General features: G+C 63.8%; 13 protein-coding genes. 6 read left to right on the top strand and 7 right to left on the bottom strand.

Annotation, left to right across the window (positions count from 1 at the left end; genetic code table 11):
* Positions 1-143: 143 nt before the first annotated feature.
* Together RBJ75_RS01030 and RBJ75_RS01035 are read left to right on the top strand one after the other, a co-directional pair.
* Positions 144-1,316 carry a M20 aminoacylase family protein gene (locus RBJ75_RS01030; RefSeq protein WP_044406058.1) on the top strand — a complete coding sequence of 391 codons (1,173 nt, stop codon included), beginning with the start codon at positions 144-146 and terminating at the stop codon, positions 1,314-1,316.
* 191 nt (positions 1,317-1,507) lie between these two features.
* Positions 1,508-2,008 (top strand): ferritin-like domain-containing protein, encoded by a 501-nt coding sequence (locus tag RBJ75_RS01035; RefSeq protein WP_044406056.1) that lies wholly within the window; start codon positions 1,508-1,510, stop codon positions 2,006-2,008.
* Between the two features lie 133 nt (positions 2,009-2,141).
* Here RBJ75_RS01035 and RBJ75_RS01040 read toward each other — a convergent pair whose 3' ends face one another.
* The 7 genes from RBJ75_RS01040 to RBJ75_RS01070 form a co-directional block, all read right to left on the bottom strand.
* On the bottom strand, positions 2,142-3,368 hold the full coding sequence (locus RBJ75_RS01040; RefSeq protein WP_276156774.1) for an ABC transporter substrate-binding protein: 1,227 nt from the start codon (positions 3,366-3,368) through the stop codon (positions 2,142-2,144).
* 389 nt (positions 3,369-3,757) lie between these two features.
* Positions 3,758-4,990 carry an ABC transporter substrate-binding protein gene (locus RBJ75_RS01045; RefSeq protein WP_276156773.1) on the bottom strand — a complete coding sequence of 411 codons (1,233 nt, stop codon included), beginning with the start codon at positions 4,988-4,990 and terminating at the stop codon, positions 3,758-3,760.
* A gap of 45 nt (positions 4,991-5,035) precedes the next feature.
* The gene (locus RBJ75_RS01050) at positions 5,036-6,052 is read right to left on the bottom strand and encodes a branched-chain amino acid ABC transporter permease (protein WP_044414976.1); all 1,017 of its coding nucleotides are present in this window, start codon (positions 6,050-6,052) and stop codon (positions 5,036-5,038) included.
* A 2-nt stretch (positions 6,053-6,054) separates the two neighbouring features.
* Entirely contained in the window at positions 6,055-6,933 is an 879-nt protein-coding gene (locus RBJ75_RS01055) for a branched-chain amino acid ABC transporter permease (RefSeq protein WP_044414977.1), read from the bottom strand.
* Between the two features lie 10 nt (positions 6,934-6,943).
* Positions 6,944-7,657, bottom strand: a complete 714-nt coding sequence (locus RBJ75_RS01060; RefSeq protein WP_044414979.1) for an ABC transporter ATP-binding protein — start codon at positions 7,655-7,657, stop codon at positions 6,944-6,946.
* Complete coding sequence (locus RBJ75_RS01065; protein ID WP_044414981.1) at positions 7,654-8,451, bottom strand: ABC transporter ATP-binding protein; 798 nt, start codon at positions 8,449-8,451, stop codon at positions 7,654-7,656. Before RBJ75_RS01065 ends, RBJ75_RS01060 begins: the two co-directional genes overlap by 4 nt.
* Positions 8,452-8,514: 63 nt before the next feature.
* The gene (locus tag RBJ75_RS01070; protein ID WP_044414983.1) at positions 8,515-9,384 is read right to left on the bottom strand and encodes an IclR family transcriptional regulator; all 870 of its coding nucleotides are present in this window, start codon (positions 9,382-9,384) and stop codon (positions 8,515-8,517) included.
* A gap of 120 nt (positions 9,385-9,504) precedes the next feature.
* Between RBJ75_RS01070 and RBJ75_RS01075 the strand changes: the two genes are divergently transcribed.
* From RBJ75_RS01075 to pimC, 4 genes are all read left to right on the top strand, one after another.
* On the top strand, positions 9,505-11,598 hold the full coding sequence (locus tag RBJ75_RS01075) for a 3-hydroxyacyl-CoA dehydrogenase NAD-binding domain-containing protein (RefSeq protein ID WP_044414985.1): 2,094 nt from the start codon (positions 9,505-9,507) through the stop codon (positions 11,596-11,598).
* A 199-nt stretch (positions 11,599-11,797) separates the two neighbouring features.
* Positions 11,798-13,483 carry a dicarboxylate--CoA ligase PimA gene (gene pimA / locus RBJ75_RS01080; RefSeq protein ID WP_044418715.1) on the top strand — a complete coding sequence of 562 codons (1,686 nt, stop codon included), beginning with the start codon at positions 11,798-11,800 and terminating at the stop codon, positions 13,481-13,483.
* The gene (locus RBJ75_RS01085) at positions 13,480-14,667 is read left to right on the top strand and encodes an acetyl-CoA C-acyltransferase (protein WP_044418713.1); all 1,188 of its coding nucleotides are present in this window, start codon (positions 13,480-13,482) and stop codon (positions 14,665-14,667) included. Before pimA ends, RBJ75_RS01085 begins: the two co-directional genes overlap by 4 nt.
* Positions 14,668-14,876: 209 nt before the next feature.
* Positions 14,877-16,067 carry a pimeloyl-CoA dehydrogenase large subunit gene (gene pimC / locus RBJ75_RS01090; RefSeq protein WP_044418711.1) on the top strand — a complete coding sequence of 397 codons (1,191 nt, stop codon included), beginning with the start codon at positions 14,877-14,879 and terminating at the stop codon, positions 16,065-16,067.

The raw sequence follows: 16,067 nt of genomic DNA on the forward strand, positions 1-16,067 counted from the left end.
CCCAGTCACCTTTTGTCGCCGACGCGTTTCGGCAACGCTTAGCCGCGGCATTGCCCGCTGTATAGCGGCTTTGCCGCCGGTATTGGGCGGATGGCACGGCTCGTGCTAGGCTGTGGGCTGGTCCACTCAAAGAGAAATGCCCCATGCCCGTGATCAACCGCGTCGCCGACCTGCAGCCCGACATCATGGCCTGGCGTCGCGACATCCATGCCCATCCCGAGCTGATGTACGACGTCGACCGCACCGCGGCCTTTGTGGCGGAGCGATTGCGCGAATTCGGCTGCGACGATGTCGTCACCGGGCTTGGCCGCACCGGCGTCGTCGGCGTCATCAAGGGCCGCAAGCCGGCGGCGGACAGCGATCTCAAGGTGATCGGCCTGCGTGCCGACATGGATGCGCTGCCGATCGAGGAAGAGACCAACCTGCCTTACGCTTCGAAGAATCCCGGCAAGATGCACGCCTGCGGCCATGACGGTCACACCGCGATGCTGCTCGGCGCCGCGCGCTATCTGGCCGAGACCCGGAATTTCTCCGGCGACGCCGTGGTGATCTTCCAGCCGGCGGAGGAGGGCGGCGCCGGCGCCGACGCGATGATCAAGGACGGGCTGATGGACCGCTTCGCGATCGATCAGGTCTACGGCATGCACAACGGCCCCGGCATCCCGATCGGGTCCTTCGCGGTGCGCGCCGGGCCGGTGATGGCGTCGACCGATTCGATCGACATCCGGATCGAGGGCGTCGGCGGCCATGCCGCGCGGCCGCACAAATCGATCGATTCGGTGCTGGTCGGCGCGCAGCTGGTCGCCGCGTTGCAGACCATCGTGTCACGCACCGTCGATCCGCTGGAATCCGCGGTGATCTCGATCTGCGAGTTCCACGCCGGCAATGCCCGCAACGTGATCCCGCAGACCGCCGACCTCAAGGGCACGGTGCGGACGCTAACCGCCGAAGTTCGCGACCTGGTCGAGAAGCGGGTCCGCGAAGTGGTCGCCGGCGTGGCGCAGATGACCGGCGCCAAGATCGAGCTCGACTATGAGCGCGGCTATCCGGTGGTGGTGAACCATCCGGCGCAGACCGAGCTGGCACAGCGGATCGCGCGCGACGTCGCCGGCGACGCCAATGTGCATGACATGCCGCCGCTGATGGGTGCCGAGGACTTCGCCTATATGCTGGAAAAGCGCCCCGGCGCCTTCATCTTCCTCGGCAATGGCGACAGCGCCGGGTTGCATCATCCGGCCTACAACTTCAACGACGACGCGATCGTGTTCGGAACCTCGTATTGGATCAAGCTGGTCGAGACCACGCTGGCGGCGTGAGGCTTGCAGCCGGCGGCGCCGCGCGGTCGCCGCCGGCTGGAACTCCAGCACGGAACTAATTACCTGGATCGGTCGCATCTCCGACATAGCACCGGATTTAATTGTCGCGCCCACGACGGCTGCAGGAACCAGCATGATGACTTGGCGTTGAGTGGCCGGGATCAACCCGCTCACACGCACCGGAGTCCATCATGGCCGCCACCAAGGGCAAAGACCTCAACGATCTTTTTCTCGACACGCTCAAGGACATCTACTTTGCTGAGAAGCAGATCCTGAAAGCACTGCCGAAAATGGCGAAGGCCGCGCAATCGGACAAGCTACGCGCCGCCTTCGAAAAGCATCATGGCGAGACCGAAGGCCAGATCGAGCGCCTCGAGCAGATCTTCGAATTGCTCGACAAGCCGGCCCGCGGCAAGACCTGCGACGCCATCATGGGTATTCTCGATGAGGGCAAGGAGATCATGGACGAGTACAAGGGCTGCGAGGCGCTCGACGCTGGCCTGCTCGCCGCCGCGCAGGCGGTGGAACATTATGAGATCTCGCGCTACGGCACGCTGAAGCAGTGGGCCACCCAGCTCGGCATGAAGGACGCGGTCAAGCTGCTCGACGAGACGCTGCAGCAGGAAAAGAAGACCGACGTGTCGCTGACGACGCTGGCGGAATCGGCGGTCAACATCGCCGCGGCGGCGTAAGCCGCGTCAGCCGACGCACGCCGTCGCCGCGCATAGCGGCAAGGCGCGCGCAGAAACCGACACCGGAAGAAAAAGTCCCGGACGCGCATTGCGTCCGGGACAATGTCGTTAAGCCAAGCGGACTGGTGTAAAGCTAGCCGCCGACGTCGGCGCTGATGATGTCGCCGAACCGCTCCCATTTCTCGCCCTTGAAGCGGATCAGCTGCAATTGGCTGATCGGCGCGAAGTCGGTGGGGCTGGTGTTGATGGCGATACCAGGCAGCAGCACCCCGGGTTTGAAGTCCTTCAGGCTTGCGGCCTGCTTCATGATGTTGGCGCGGGTCAGATTGTCGCCGCACTTGGTCAGGACTTCCACCAGCGTCCGCGCCGCGCCGTAGCCGACCACGGTGCCGCCGTCGAGCACGTTGCCTTCGGGGAAGTCCTTCTTCATGAAGGCGTAGAATTCCTTCATGCCGGGATCGTCATTCCAGCTCGGGTCCGACGCATCCTTCAGATAGGCGGCCGAGACGATGTCCTGCGAGTTCTCATAGCCCGCGGGCTTGATCACGCTGCCGACCGAGGCCGACACGTTGTTGAGGAAGTGGGTCGGCTTCCAGTCGATCTCGGCGATCTTCTTGATCGCCTGGGCGGCGAATTTTGGCGTCGTGATATTGATGAAGACATCGGCGCCGGTGGATTTCAACTTGACGATGTGGTTGTCGATGGTCGGCTCCGAGGTCTCGTAGCTTTCCTCCATCACGATCATCGACTTGCCCTTGGCGCCGAGTCCGTCCGTCAATCCCTTCAGATAGTCCTTGCCGTAATCGTCGTTCTGATACAGCACGGCGATCTTGGCGTTGGGCATCATCTTCATGATGTACTTCGCATAGATCTGGGTCTCGGACTGGTAATTCGGCTGCCAGCCCATGGTCCAGGGGAAGTGCTTGGGGTCGTTCCACTTGGTGGCGCCGGTGGCGACGAATAGCTGTGGCACCTTCTTGGCGTTCATGTATTTGTGGATGGCGGAATTCGGCGGGGTGCCGAGGGTTCCGAACAGCAACAGCACATCGTCGCTCTCCACCAGCTTGCGGGCCTGTTCCACCGTCTTCGGCGGGCTGTAGGCATCGTCATAGCTGATGAAGTTGATCTTGCGGCCATTGATGCCGCCCTTGTCGTTGATCATCTTGAAGTAAGCGGCCTCGGTCTTGCCAATCACGCCATAAGCGGAAGCGGGGCCGCTATAAGGCATGATATTGCCGACCTTGATCTCCTTGTCGGTGGCGCCGGTGTCGTATTTCTTCTGCGCGAGCGCGCCACTCGATGATGCGGCGACGACGGCGAAAGCTGTCGCGGCCGCAAGTCTGGCGTAGTTCACGTGCATTCCCTGGACTCCCTCGTTTCCATATGGTTGTGCGTTTCCGAGCCACGGCTTTTCTGATGAAAGCATCATTTGACCCGTCGTCATTCAATACCATTTGCATGGGGTCATCAAGGAAAAGCCCCGCGGCAAAGCCACCGGAGGCGGTTACATGTTGGTGCTGTTCGGCGGCTTCAGGATGGTGGCGTGGGTGAGGGTGGCGCCCGTATTGATACGAGGCCCGGCTGATGCGAGGCCGCTCCAAACATTTTTGGTCGCCTCTCCCGACCGGCGATCCTGGATCACCCTCGATCTGGGGACCGCCAACAAAAAGTCCCCGGCGATAGAATCGCCGGGGACCGATTGTGATAGCGTTGAGCTAATCCGCCGGCCCGTCGGGCCGTTGGACCGGGTTAGTGCGTGGTGGAGCTGGCGTCGATGACGTCGCCGAACAGGTCCCACTTGCCGTTGCTGAACTTCATCATCCGCAGCTGCTCGATCGGGGCGAAGTCGGTCGCCGAGGTCGAGATGGTGATGCCGGGCAACAGCGTGTCGGGCGTAAAGCCCTGGATGCTGGCGGCCTGCTTCATGATGTTGGCGCGGGTCAGATCGTCGCCGCACATCTCGAGTACCTTGACCATGGTTTGCGCCGCGCCATAGCCGTAGATCAGGCTGTTGTCGGACTTATCCACGCCGGGCATGTACTTCTCGATGAACGCCGACCACTTCTTCATTCCGGCATCGTCCTTCCACTGCGGATCGCTGCCGTCCTTGCGGTAGTCGGCCGACAACACGCCCTCGGCGGCGTCGAAGCCGGCGGGCTTCATCACCGCGCCGACGGAGACGCTGACATTGGTGACGATCTGCATCGGCTTCCAGCTGAGCTCGGCGATCTTCTTGATGGTCTGCGCGGCGAATTTCGGCGTCGTGAAGCTGACCACGACGTCGGGGTTGAGCGACTTCAGCTTCACGATGTGCGAATCCACGGTCGGCTCGGAGATTTCGTAGCTCTCCTCGGCGATGATCATCGAGCTCTTGGCGCCGAGGCCGGCTTTGAAGCCAGCCAGATAGTCCTTGCCGAAATCGTCGTTCTGATACAGCACGGCGATCTTGGCGTCGGGCTTCTCCTTCATCAGATATTTGGCGTAGATCTTGGCTTCGACCTGGTAGCTCGGCTGCCAGCCCATCGTCCACGGGAACTTCTTCGGTTCGTCCCACTTGCTGGCGCCGGTGGCGACGAACAGCTGCGGAACCTTCTTGGCGTTCATGTACTTCTGGGTCGCGGTGTTGGACGGCGTGCCGAGCGAGTTGAAGATAAACAACACTTCGTCGCTCTCGATCAGCTTGCGGGTCTGCTCGACCGCCTTGGGCGGGCTGTAGGCATCGTCATAGCTGATGAAATTGATCATGCGGCCGTTGATGCCGCCCTGGTCGTTGATCATCTTGAAATAGGCGGCCTCGGTCTTGCCGATCTGCCCATAGGACGAAGCGGGGCCGCTATACGGCATGATGTTGCCGATCTTGATTTCCTTGTCGGTGGCGCCGGTGTCGTATTTCTTTTGGGCAAGTGCGCTGCCCGAGGTGGCGGCGAAGGCGATGACCGCTGTCGAAAGCGCAGCGATTCGTAGTTTTTGGTAGGAAAGCATTGATTCTCCTTGGGTGGGTACGTCGTTTCTTCTTGCGAAGCGGGGTTAGCGGTGGACCAGCTTGTTGAACCAGTGCTGGACGGTGTAGGCGATCTGCCGCGCGCCATGCGGCAGCAGGAAGATGATGGCGATCAGGATCAGGCCGAACACGGCTCCCGACAGCCCCTTGGACACGCTTTCCGCCATGTTCGGAACGAACACGATGAAAGCCGCCCCGGCGATCGATCCCGGCAGCCAGCCGACGCCGCCGACCACCATGCCGAGGAACAGCGCGATCGCCAGCTGGATGGTGTAGCTGTCGGGGGCGACGAACTGCACCGCGATGGCGCCGAGCCCGCCGGCGACGCCGGTGATGCCGGCGCTGATGCCGAACGCCAGGGTCTTGTACAGCGCGACGTCGACGCCCATCGCCGAGGCCGCGATCTCGTTGTCGCGGATCGCCATCATCGCCCGGCCGGAGCGCGATTTCAGCAGGTTGACGGAGAACACGTAGATGACCATCGAGATCACCAGCGTGAAATAGTACAGCCACATGTCCTGCGACAGCGGCAGCCCGAACGGCGCGTCCGGCTTGGTGATGACCAGGCCCTGGACGCCGCCGGTCCAATGCTCGAAATAGCCGAGCTTGAGCAGCTGCGGCATCGCGGTGGCGAGCGCGAAGGTCGCCAGCGCCAGATAGATGCCGGACAGCCGCAGCGCCGGTTGGCCGAAGGCAAAGCCGAAGGCGAAGCAGATCAATCCGGCGATCGGCAGCGTCACCGCATAGTTGACGCCGAAAGTCTCCATCAGGATCGCCGACGTATAGGCGCCGACCGCGTAGAACGCGCTCTGGCCCAGCGAGAACTGCCCGCTGCCGCCGGTCAGGATATTGAGCGCCAGCACGGCGATGGCGTAGATCAGCACCATCGTCATCTGGAAGATGTGAAAGTTCTTCATGAACAGCGGCGCCACGATCAACAGCAGCACCACCACGACCGAGGCATAATTGCCGAGCGCGATGTATTTCTTCGGGGTGGCTTCGACCGGGGTTTCGCCGGTGATGGTTTCTTGCAATGCGCTCATGATCAGACTCGCTTCACGATGGCACGGCCGAACAGGCCATTGGGTTTGATGACAAGCACGGTGATGATCAGTGCCAGCGCGATCGGCAATTTCAGTTCATTGCCGACCTCCGGAATGTAGGTGCCGGCGAGGTTTTCGAAGACCCCGACCAGGAAGCCGCCGACCACCGCGCCGAACGGGCTCGACAGCCCGCCGAGAACCGCGGCGGCAAAGCCGTAGATCAGCACGCCGCCCATCATGTTGGGCTCCAGGAACACCACCGGCGCGATCAGCATGCCGGCGATCGAACCGATCGCCGCCGCCATGCCCCAGCCCAGCGCCACCATCCACGAGGTGTTGATGCCGACCAACCGCGCCGATTCCGGCAGGGTTGCGGCCGCCCGCATCGCCAGGCCGACGCGGGTGAACTGGAAGAACAGATAGAGCAGCAGCAGCAGCACCAGGGTCACGCCGATCATCCCGGCCTGGTGGGTCGAGATCAGCTGGCTGCCGAGAAACGGCGAGGAGCCGAACGGCGAGGGGAATTGCTTGATGGTGAAGTCCCAGGTCAGGCCGGCGACGCTGTTGATGATCGCGAACAGCGCGATGAAGCCGGCGACATTGGTCAGCACCGGCGCGTTGGCCAGCGGCTTGAACAGCAGGCGTTCGATGATGACGCCGCCGGCGAAGGACAGCGCCAATGTGGCGATGAAAGCCCACCAATAGGGCAGGCCCCATTGCATCAGCTGCCAGGCGATGAAGGTCGAGAACATCGCCATTTCGCCCTGGGCGAAATTGAGGTGATCGATCGCCTGATAGATCATCACCACCGCCAGCGCCATGCAGGCATAGATCGCGCCGGTGGCGATGCCGGCCAGAATTTGATTGGTCAAAAGGTCCATGGCCGGTTCCTCAATATCCCAGATACGATTTGCGGATGTCTTCGTTATTGGCGATTTCATCGGCATTTCCGGACATCACGACGCGTCCGGTTTCAATCACATAGGCGTGGTCGGCGAGTTCCAGCGCGAGCTGCGCGTTCTGCTCGACCACCAGGATGGTGACCTTGTCCTCGCGGTTGATCTTGCCGAGGATGCGGAACAGGTCGCGCACGATCAGCGGCGCCAGCCCGAACGAGGGTTCGTCGAGCAGCATCAGCCGCGGCCGCAGCATCAGCGCGCGGGCGACCGCGAGCATCTGCTGCTCGCCACCGCTCAGCGTGCCGGCCTGCTGCGTATGGCGTTGTTTCAGCACCGGGAAATGCGCATACATCCGCTCGATGTCGGAACTGACCGCGGCGCGGTCCTTGCGGGTGATGGCGCCGAGCTGCAGGTTCTCTTCGACCGTCATGGTGGTGAAGGTGCCGCGGCCCTGCGGCACATGGGCGATGCCGAGGCGGACGATGCTCTCGGTGGAGCGGCCCGACAGCGACTTGCCTTCGAACTCGATGGTGCCGGTGGAGCGAACCATGTTGCAGATCGCGCGCAGCGTGGTGGTCTTGCCGGCGCCGTTGGCGCCGAGCAGCGTGGTCAGGCTGCCCTCGTCGAGACTGAATTCGAGACTGTGGAGCGCCTGGACCTGGCCGTAATAGGCGCGCAGGTCGCGCACATTGAGCATCATCGTCATGTGTCTTTGCTCCCCAGATAGGCGTCGATCACATCCGGGTTCTGTTGCACCTCGGTCGGCGTTCCCCCGGCCAGCTTGCGGCCGAAATTCAGGGCCACGACGCGGTCGGCGATCGACATCACCAGGCCCATGTGATGTTCGACCAGCAGCACGGTGACGCCGCGATCGTCGCGGATGCGGCGGATCAGATCGCCGAGGATGTAGACCTCCTCGTGATTGAGCCCGCCCGCCGGCTCGTCGAGCAGCAGGATCTTCGGCTGCGCGGCCAGCGCGCGCGCCAGCTCGACGCGCTTCTGGGTGCCGAATGGCAGGCCCGAAACGGTGGTGTGGGCGACGTCCTGCAGATCGAGATAGTCGAGGATCTCGTTGACCCGCTTGTTCAGCTTGATCTCGCTGTTTCGCACCCAGGGCAGCCGCAGCGAATCCGAGATGATGTCGCTGTTGGTGCGCGAATGGGTGCCGACCCGGACGTTGTCCAGCACCGTCAGATTGGGAAACAGCGCCACGTTCTGGAAGGTGCGGCCGATTCCGACCTCGGCGATCCGGTGCGGCGGCCGATTCAGAATGCTTTCGCCGCTGAGCAGGATTTCGCCCTTGCTCGGCTGGTACAGCCGCGACAGGCAGTTGAACAGCGTGGTCTTGCCGGCGCCGTTGGGGCCGATCAGTCCCAGGATGTGGCCCTGCTGCATGTCGAACGACACGCCGTTGAGCGCGATGATGCCGCCGAACACGACGCTGACGTCACGTACCTCAAGCAGCGGCGATGACTGCATCTTCAATTGAGCTTGCGTCATGTGCGGCGGCCCTGCGGCACGCGGCGTCGACCAGGCATATGCGCCGAGTCGCCATGATGACGGCTATCTGATCCCCTCAACCACACGGGCAAGTTTCCCTCCTTGTTTTGTTTTCTTGTTGTCGAGTTTTTTTGATTGCGGCCCGGATGTCCCTCCGAGTACCGCTTCGATGTTCCTTACCATCGCCACGAGGCGAGGTCCAATATCGTTGCGCAACCGTTCTTCCGTGAAGCGGAATGCGGGCGCACCACAATTGAAAGCGTATGGACCCGTGCCGTCGTTGAGCGTCAACGCGACACCCACCGCGTGTACATCGTTCTGCCACTCGCCTGCCGAGATAGCGAAGCCGTGCTTTGCAACCATTTCCTGCGCGCGCTCGATGCCTTCCTTCACGCGCGGCCAGCGGCTGCCGTAATGTTCGCGCAGTTCGCGCATCAAGGCGGCGCGTTCGTCGTTGGGCAAGACGCTGATATAGGCCCGTCCCATCGCCGTGGTGGCGATCGGAATCTTGGAGCCGACATCGAGCTGGACGCCGACGGTGAGGCTCGAGCGCGCCTGACCGACATAGATCATGCTGAGCCGGTCGCGGGCGCCGACCGCGACCGCGCCGCCGGTCTGCTGCATTAATTCGTCGCGGAACGACTGCGACAAATGGCGCACCCCGAGATTCGCCAGGGCCGAATAGCCCAGCAACATCGCCGCCGGCGCCAGTTGATACTTCTCGAAACGCGGAACCTGGGTCAGATAGCCGAGCTTGGTCAGGGTGTAGGTCAACCGCGAAATCGTCGGCTTGGGCAGGTTGGTGCGGGCCGCGATCTCCTGATTGCCGAGCAGCCCGTCATTGGGACGAAAGGCGCGAAGCACGTCGAGTCCGCGCGACAGCGCCACGACGAAATTGCGATCGGTCGCCGTTTTTTTGGCTGGTCGTTTCATTCCCTGCACATTTGATTTCGTTGACAAGCGACGCTGTTCAAAATAACCCATCGCTGTCAAGATGTGGAATTAAATTTCGCAGTGCGAAATAGACAAGAAACGAAGCCCAGGGAGAGTTGCATGAGCGAAGTCGTCACGCGCCAAAGCCATGATGCGATTGCAGTCATCACGGTGAACAGCCCGCCGGTCAACGCGCTGAGCGCGGCAGTTCGTCGCGGGATCCTCGACAACGTCAATGCGGCTGTCGCCGACCCCGCCGTGCAGGCGATCGTGCTGACCTGCGCGGGCCGCACCTTCATCGCCGGCGCCGACATCACCGAATTCGGCAAGCCGCCACAGCCCCCCGCGCTCAACGACGTGATCGCCGCGCTGGAGAATTCACCGAAGCCGACGATCGCGGCGATTCACGGCACCGCGCTCGGCGGCGGCCTCGAGGTCGCGCTCGGCTGCCATTTCCGCGTCGCCACCAAGGACGCTAAGCTGGGCCTGCCCGAGGTCAAGCTCGGGCTGCTACCGGGCGCCGGCGGCACCCAGCGGCTGCCGCGCGCGGTCGGTCCCGAACTCGCGGTCAAGATGATCGTCGGCGGCGCGCCGATTGGCGCTGCCGAGGCGCTCGCCAACGGATTGATCGAGGAGATCGTCGAAGGCCCGGCCGCCGGCGGCGAGGCCTTCGCCCGCAAGGTGCTGGCCGAGAAGCGGCCGCTGCGCCGGCTGCGCGACGATGATAGCAAGCTGAAGGCGGCGAAAGCCGATCGCTCGATCTTCACCAACGCGGTCGCCGCGCTGACCAAGAAGGCCCGTGGCCTCGAAGCGCCGTTCGCCGCCGCCGACGCGGTCGGCGCCGCGATCGACCTGCCGTTCGACGAAGGTTTGAAGAAGGAGCGCGAGGGCTTCCTCAAGCTGGTGACCAGCGATCAATCGAAGGCGCAGCGCTACGCCTTCTTCGCCGAGCGCGAGGCCGCCAAGGTCGCGGTGCCGGAGGGCACCAAGCCGCGTCCGGTGGAGCGCGTCGCCATCATCGGCGCCGGCACCATGGGCGGCGGCATCGCGATGTCCTTTGCCAATGCGGGCATTCCGGTGACGCTGATCGAGACCGGCGAGGAGCAGCTCAAGCGCGGCATGGGCATCATGCAGAAGAACTACGAGAACACCGCGGCGCGGGGCGGCATTCCCGCCGATGCGCCGGCCAAGCGGATGGCGCTGATCACCGGCGTCGTCGGGCTGGAGAACGTCAAGGGTGCGGACTTGATCATCGAGGCGGTGTTCGAGACCATGGCGGTGAAGAAAGAGGTGTTCACCGCGATCGACGCCTATGCCAAGCCCGGCGCGGTGCTGGCCTCCAACACGTCCTATCTCAACATCGACGACATCGCCGCGGTGACCAAGCGTCCGCAGGACGTGCTCGGCATGCACTTCTTCTCACCGGCGAACGTGATGAAGCTGTGCGAGATCGTCCGCGCCGCCAAGACCGCGCCGGACGCGCTGCTGACCGCGGTGTCGATCGCCCGCAAGATCGCCAAGGTGCCGGCGGTGGTCGGGGTCTGCGACGGCTTCGTCGGCAACCGGATGCTGGCGCAGCGCGGCAAGCAGGCCGAGAAGCTGCTGTTCGAAGGCGCGCTGCCGCAGCAGGTCGATGCGGTGGTCACCAAATTCGGCATGCCGATGGGGCCGTTCGCGATGGGCGATCTCGCCGGCCTCGATATCGGCTGGCGCTCGCGGCAGGATCGCGGCATCAAGTCGCCGATCGCCGATGCGCTGTATGAAGCCGGTCGCCACGGCCAGAAGACCGGCAAGGGCTACTACAAATACGAAGCCGGCTCGCGCGCCGCACTGCCGGATCCCGAAGTCGAGGCGCTGATCGACAAGACCCTGCAGACGCTGGGCCTGAAGCGTCGCAATGTCAGCGACGACGAGATCCTGGAGCGGATGATGTATCCGATGATCAATGAGGGCGCGCGGATTCTCGAGGAGCACATCGCGGTGCGCCCCTCCGACATCGATGTGATCTGGCTCTATGGCTATGGCTGGCCGATCTATCGCGGCGGTCCGATGTTCTATGCCGATCAGGTCGGCCTCAAGCACATCGCCGAGCGGCTGTCCTACTACGCCAAGGAGACCAACGACCCGTCGCTGGAGCCCGCGCCGCTGCTGAAGCGTCTCGCCGCCGAAGGCAAGACCTTCGCCTCGCTGACGCAGCCGGCGAAAGCGGCGTGATGGCGTCGCGCGGTGTCCGCACCTCTTTTCCCTCCCCCTTGTGGGGAGGGTGGCCAGCCGAAGGCTGGTCGGGTGGGGGTGCAACAGGCGCCGTGCTCGCGGCACCCCCACCCCGGCCTCCGCTTCGCTCGGCCGACCCTCCCCGCAAGGGGGAGGGATATCGCGGTCGCATCGATCAACACATAATGGTTCGCGTCTCATGACCCATCCCGGCGAGCAATTCTATCCTGACGGCGTGCGCTGGGACGCGGCGATCGCGCGCGGCACGCTGCCCGGCCTGCTGGCGCAGGCGGCGCACGATTACGGTGCGCGGCCGGCGATCGAATTCCGCGATCGTGCGATCAGCTACACCGAGCTCGAGCAAATGGCCGAGACCGCCGCGGCGTCGTTCCTGCGCGCCGGCATCGGCAAGGGCGCCTCGGTGGCGCTGTTTCTCGGCAATGCGCCGGATCATCCGATCAATTTCTTCGGCGCGCTGAAGGCCGGCGCCCGCGTGGTGCATCTATCGCCGCTCGACGGCGAAATCGCGCTGTCGCACAAGCTGCGCGACAGCGGCGCGCGAATTCTGGTCACCAGCGATCTGGCGGCATTGCTGCCGATGGCGCTGAAATTTCTCCAAAAGGGCCTGCTCGATCGGCTGATCGTCTGCTCCGATGACGGCTGGGGCGCGGTCGGCAATCCGCATACCGCGCTGCCGGATGATCCGCGCATCGTCACTCATGCGGGTTTCACCGCGAATGCGACGCCGCCCACCGAATGGCCGGCGCTCGATCCCGAGGACGTGGCGCTGCTGCAATATACCGGCGGCACCACCGGCCTGCCGAAGGGCGCGATGCTGAGCCACCGCAACCTGACCTCGGCGGTGTCGATCTATCATGTCTGGGGCCTCGGCAATAGCGGCGTGGTCGACCGCGTGATCTGCGTGCTGCCGCTGTTTCACATCTACGCGCTGACCGTGATCCTGCTGCGCTGCATCCGCCAGGGCCATCTGATCTCACTGCATCAGCGCTTCGACGTCGCCGCGGTGTTTCGCGACATCGAGGAGAAGCGCGCGACCTCGTTCCCCGGCGTGCCGACGATGTGGATCGCGCTCGCCAACGATCCGTCGCTGGAAAGCCGCGACCTGTCGTCGCTGGCATCGGCCGGCTCCGGCGGCGCGCCGCTGCCGGTCGAGGTGGCGAAGATCTTCGAGCGCAAAACCAAATTGAAACTCACCAGCGGCTGGGGCATGACCGAGACCTGCTCGCCCGGCACCGGCCATCCGCCGGTCGGGCCTGACAAGCCGGGCTCGATCGGGCTGATGCTGCCCGGCATCGAGATCGACGTGGTCGCGCTCGACGATTCGGCCAAGGTGCTGGCGCAGGGCGAGGTCGGCGAAATCCGCATTCGCGGCCCCAATGTCACCAGCGGCTACTGGAACCGGCTGGAGGAGACCGCCGATGCTTTTGTCGGTGACCGGTTTCTCACCGGCGATATCGGCTATATGGATAGCGACGGCTATTTCTATCTGGTCGACCGCAAGAAGGACATGATCATCTCCGGTGGCTTTAACGTCTATCCGCAGATGATCGAGCAGGCGATCTACGAACATCCTGCGGTGCAGGAAGTGATCGTCATCGGCATTCCGGATGCCTATCGCGGCGAGGCCTCGAAGGCCTTCGTCAAGCTGCGCGACGGTGCCGCGCCGTTCAGCGTCGAGGCGCTGCGCGACTTTCTCACCGGCAAGCTCGGCAAGCATGAATTGCCCGCCGCGCTTGAATTCGTCGACGAATTGCCGCGCACCCCGGTTGGCAAATTGTCCCGCCACGAACTACGCAACCAACTGCCCAAACAAGCCGTCGAGCAGCAAGCTCGGCAACAACAACCCACAGGAGATCGCCCATGACCGACGCCGTCATCGTTTCAACGGCCCGCACCCCGATCGGCAAGGCCTATCGCGGCGCGCTCAATGCCACCGAAGGCGCGACGCTGCTTGGACACGCCATCGAGCACGCGGTGTCGCGCGCCAAGCTCGATCCGAGCGAAATCGAGGACGTGGTGATGGGCTGCGCGATGCAGCAGGGCGCCACCGGCGGCAACATCGCCCGCAAGGCGCTGCTGCGCGCCGGCCTGCCGATCTCGGTCGGCGGCACCACTATCGATCGGCAATGCGCCTCCGGCCTGCAGGCGATCGCGGTGGCGGCGCGCTCGGTGCTGTTCGACGGCGTCGAGATCGCGGTCGCCGGCGGCGGCGAATCGATCAGCCTGGTGCAGAACGATCACGCCAACAAATTCCACGCCGTCGATCCCGAACTGGTGAAGATCAAGGGCGACGTCTATATGGCGATGCTCGACACCGCCGAGAACGTGGCCAAGCGCTACAACATCTCGCGCGAGCGCCAGGACGAGTATTCGCTGGAAAGCCAGCGCCGCACCGCCGCGGCGCAGCAGGGCGGCAAGTTCAACGACGAGATCGCCGCGATCACCACCAAGATGGGCGTCGTCGACAAGGCCACCGGCGAGGTGTCGTTCAAGGATGTGACGCTGTCCAAGGACGAAGGCCCGCGTCCGGAAACCACCGCCGAGGGGCTTGCCAGCCTCAAGGCGGTGCGCGGCGACGGCTTCAGCATCACCGCCGGCAATGCCAGCCAGCTCTCCGACGGCGCCAGCGCCACCGTGGTGATGACTGACGCGATGGCCGCCAAGAAGGGCCTGAAGCCGCTCGGCATCTTCCGCGGCTTCGTCTCCGCCGGCTGCGAGCCGGACGAAATGGGCATCGGCCCGGTCTTTGCCGTGCCGCGGCTGCTGAAGCGCCACGGCCTCAGCGTCGATGACATCGACCTGTGGGAGCTGAACGAAGCCTTCGCGGTGCAGGTGCTGTATTGCCGCGACAAGCTCGGTATCGATCCGGAGAAGATCAACGTCAATGGCGGGGCGATCTCGGTCGGCCATCCCTACGGCATGTCGGGCGCGCGGCTCAGCGGTCACGCGCTGATCGAAGGCCGTCGCCGTAAGGCGAAGTTCGCCGTCGTCACCATGTGCGTCGGTGGCGGCATGGGCTCGGCCGGCCTGTTCGAGATCGTGCACTAGGCCTGGACCGCCGCGCGCCGCGACTGGCGTCTCTTCACCTCTCCCCATCGGGGAGAGGTCGGATTGCGAAGCAATCCGGGTGAGGGGGGACGGCAGGACGAGCGTGCGGTGGCCCCTCACCCCGGCCCTCTCCCCGACGGGGAGAGGGGGCGCGCTGCCGATGCCGAGACGAATGAGATAAGTCTATTCAATTGACCAAGGAGGGTCCGATGGATCTGAGCTTCAGCAAGGAAGAAATAGCGTTTCGCGACGAAGTGCGGGCCTTCTTCAAGGAGAACGTCCCGGCGGCGACGCGGCAGAAACTGGTCGAGGGCCGCCACCCCTCCAAGGAGGAAATGGTGACCTGGTGGCGGATCCTGAACAAGAAGGGCTGGGGCGTCTCGCACTGGCCCAAGGAATATGGCGGCACCGGCTGGACCAGCGTGCAGCACTACATCTTCAACGAAGAGCTGCAGATGGCGCCGGCGCCGGCGCCGCTGGCCTTCGGCGTCTCGATGGTCGGCCCCGTGATCTACACCTTCGGCAACGAAGCGCAGAAGAGCCGCTTCCTGCCGCGCATCGCCAATGTCGACGATTGGTGGTGCCAGGGCTTTTCCGAGCCCGGCTCCGGCTCCGACCTCGCGTCCTTGAAGACCAAGGCCGAGAAGAAGGGCGACAAATACATCATCAACGGCCAGAAGACCTGGACCACGCTGGCGCAATATGCCGACTGGATCTTCTGCCTATGCCGCACCGATCCCACGGCCAAGAAGCAGTCCGGCATCTCCTTCATCCTGGTCGACATGAAGACCAAGGGCATCACCGTGCGGCCGATCGTAACCATCGATGGCGGCCAGGAAGTCAACGAAGTGTTCTTCGACGACGTCGAGGTGCCGGTCGAGAATCTGGTCGGCGATGAGAACAAGGGCTGGGACTACGCCAAATTCCTGCTCGGCAATGAGCGCACCGGCATCGCCCGCGTCGGCGTCTCCAAGGAGCGCATCCGCCGCATCAAGGAACTGGCGTCGCAGGTGGAATCCGGCGGCCAGCCGATCATGCAGGATCGCAAATTCCGCGAGAAGCTGGCGATGATCGAAATCGAGCTGAAGGCGCTCGAGCTGACCCAGCTGCGCGTCGTCGCCGACGAGCACAAGCACGGCAAGGGCAAGCCCAATCCGGCGTCCTCGGTGCTCAAGATCAAGGGCTCGGAAATTCAGCAGGCCACCACCGAATTGCTGATGGAAGTGATCGGCCCCTTCGCCGCGCCCTATGACGCGCATGGCGACGACGGCTCCAACGAGACCATGGACTGGACCGCGCAGATCGCGCCCAGCTACTTCAACAACCGCAAGGTCTCGATCTATGGCGGCAGCAACGAGATCCAGCGCAACATCATCACCAAGGCGGTGCTGGGACTGTAG

The organism is Rhodopseudomonas sp. BAL398 (assembly GCF_033001325.1).
Classification (GTDB): Bacteria; Pseudomonadota; Alphaproteobacteria; order Rhizobiales; family Xanthobacteraceae; genus JARJEH01.

Coding starts and splice junctions, on each gene's coding strand:
- RBJ75_RS01030 (WP_044406058.1), top strand. CDS start 144: ATGCCCGTGATCAACCGCGTCGCCGACCTGCAGCCCGACATCATGGCC.
- RBJ75_RS01035 (WP_044406056.1), top strand. CDS start 1,508: ATGGCCGCCACCAAGGGCAAAGACCTCAACGATCTTTTTCTCGACACG.
- RBJ75_RS01040 (WP_276156774.1), bottom strand. CDS start 3,368: ATGCACGTGAACTACGCCAGACTTGCGGCCGCGACAGCTTTCGCCGTC.
- RBJ75_RS01045 (WP_276156773.1), bottom strand. CDS start 4,990: ATGCTTTCCTACCAAAAACTACGAATCGCTGCGCTTTCGACAGCGGTC.
- RBJ75_RS01050 (WP_044414976.1), bottom strand. CDS start 6,052: ATGAGCGCATTGCAAGAAACCATCACCGGCGAAACCCCGGTCGAAGCC.
- RBJ75_RS01055 (WP_044414977.1), bottom strand. CDS start 6,933: ATGGACCTTTTGACCAATCAAATTCTGGCCGGCATCGCCACCGGCGCG.
- RBJ75_RS01060 (WP_044414979.1), bottom strand. CDS start 7,657: ATGACGATGATGCTCAATGTGCGCGACCTGCGCGCCTATTACGGCCAG.
- RBJ75_RS01065 (WP_044414981.1), bottom strand. CDS start 8,451: ATGACGCAAGCTCAATTGAAGATGCAGTCATCGCCGCTGCTTGAGGTA.
- RBJ75_RS01070 (WP_044414983.1), bottom strand. CDS start 9,384: ATGAAACGACCAGCCAAAAAAACGGCGACCGATCGCAATTTCGTCGTG.
- RBJ75_RS01075 (WP_044414985.1), top strand. CDS start 9,505: ATGAGCGAAGTCGTCACGCGCCAAAGCCATGATGCGATTGCAGTCATC.
- pimA (WP_044418715.1), top strand. CDS start 11,798: ATGACCCATCCCGGCGAGCAATTCTATCCTGACGGCGTGCGCTGGGAC.
- RBJ75_RS01085 (WP_044418713.1), top strand. CDS start 13,480: ATGACCGACGCCGTCATCGTTTCAACGGCCCGCACCCCGATCGGCAAG.
- pimC (WP_044418711.1), top strand. CDS start 14,877: ATGGATCTGAGCTTCAGCAAGGAAGAAATAGCGTTTCGCGACGAAGTG.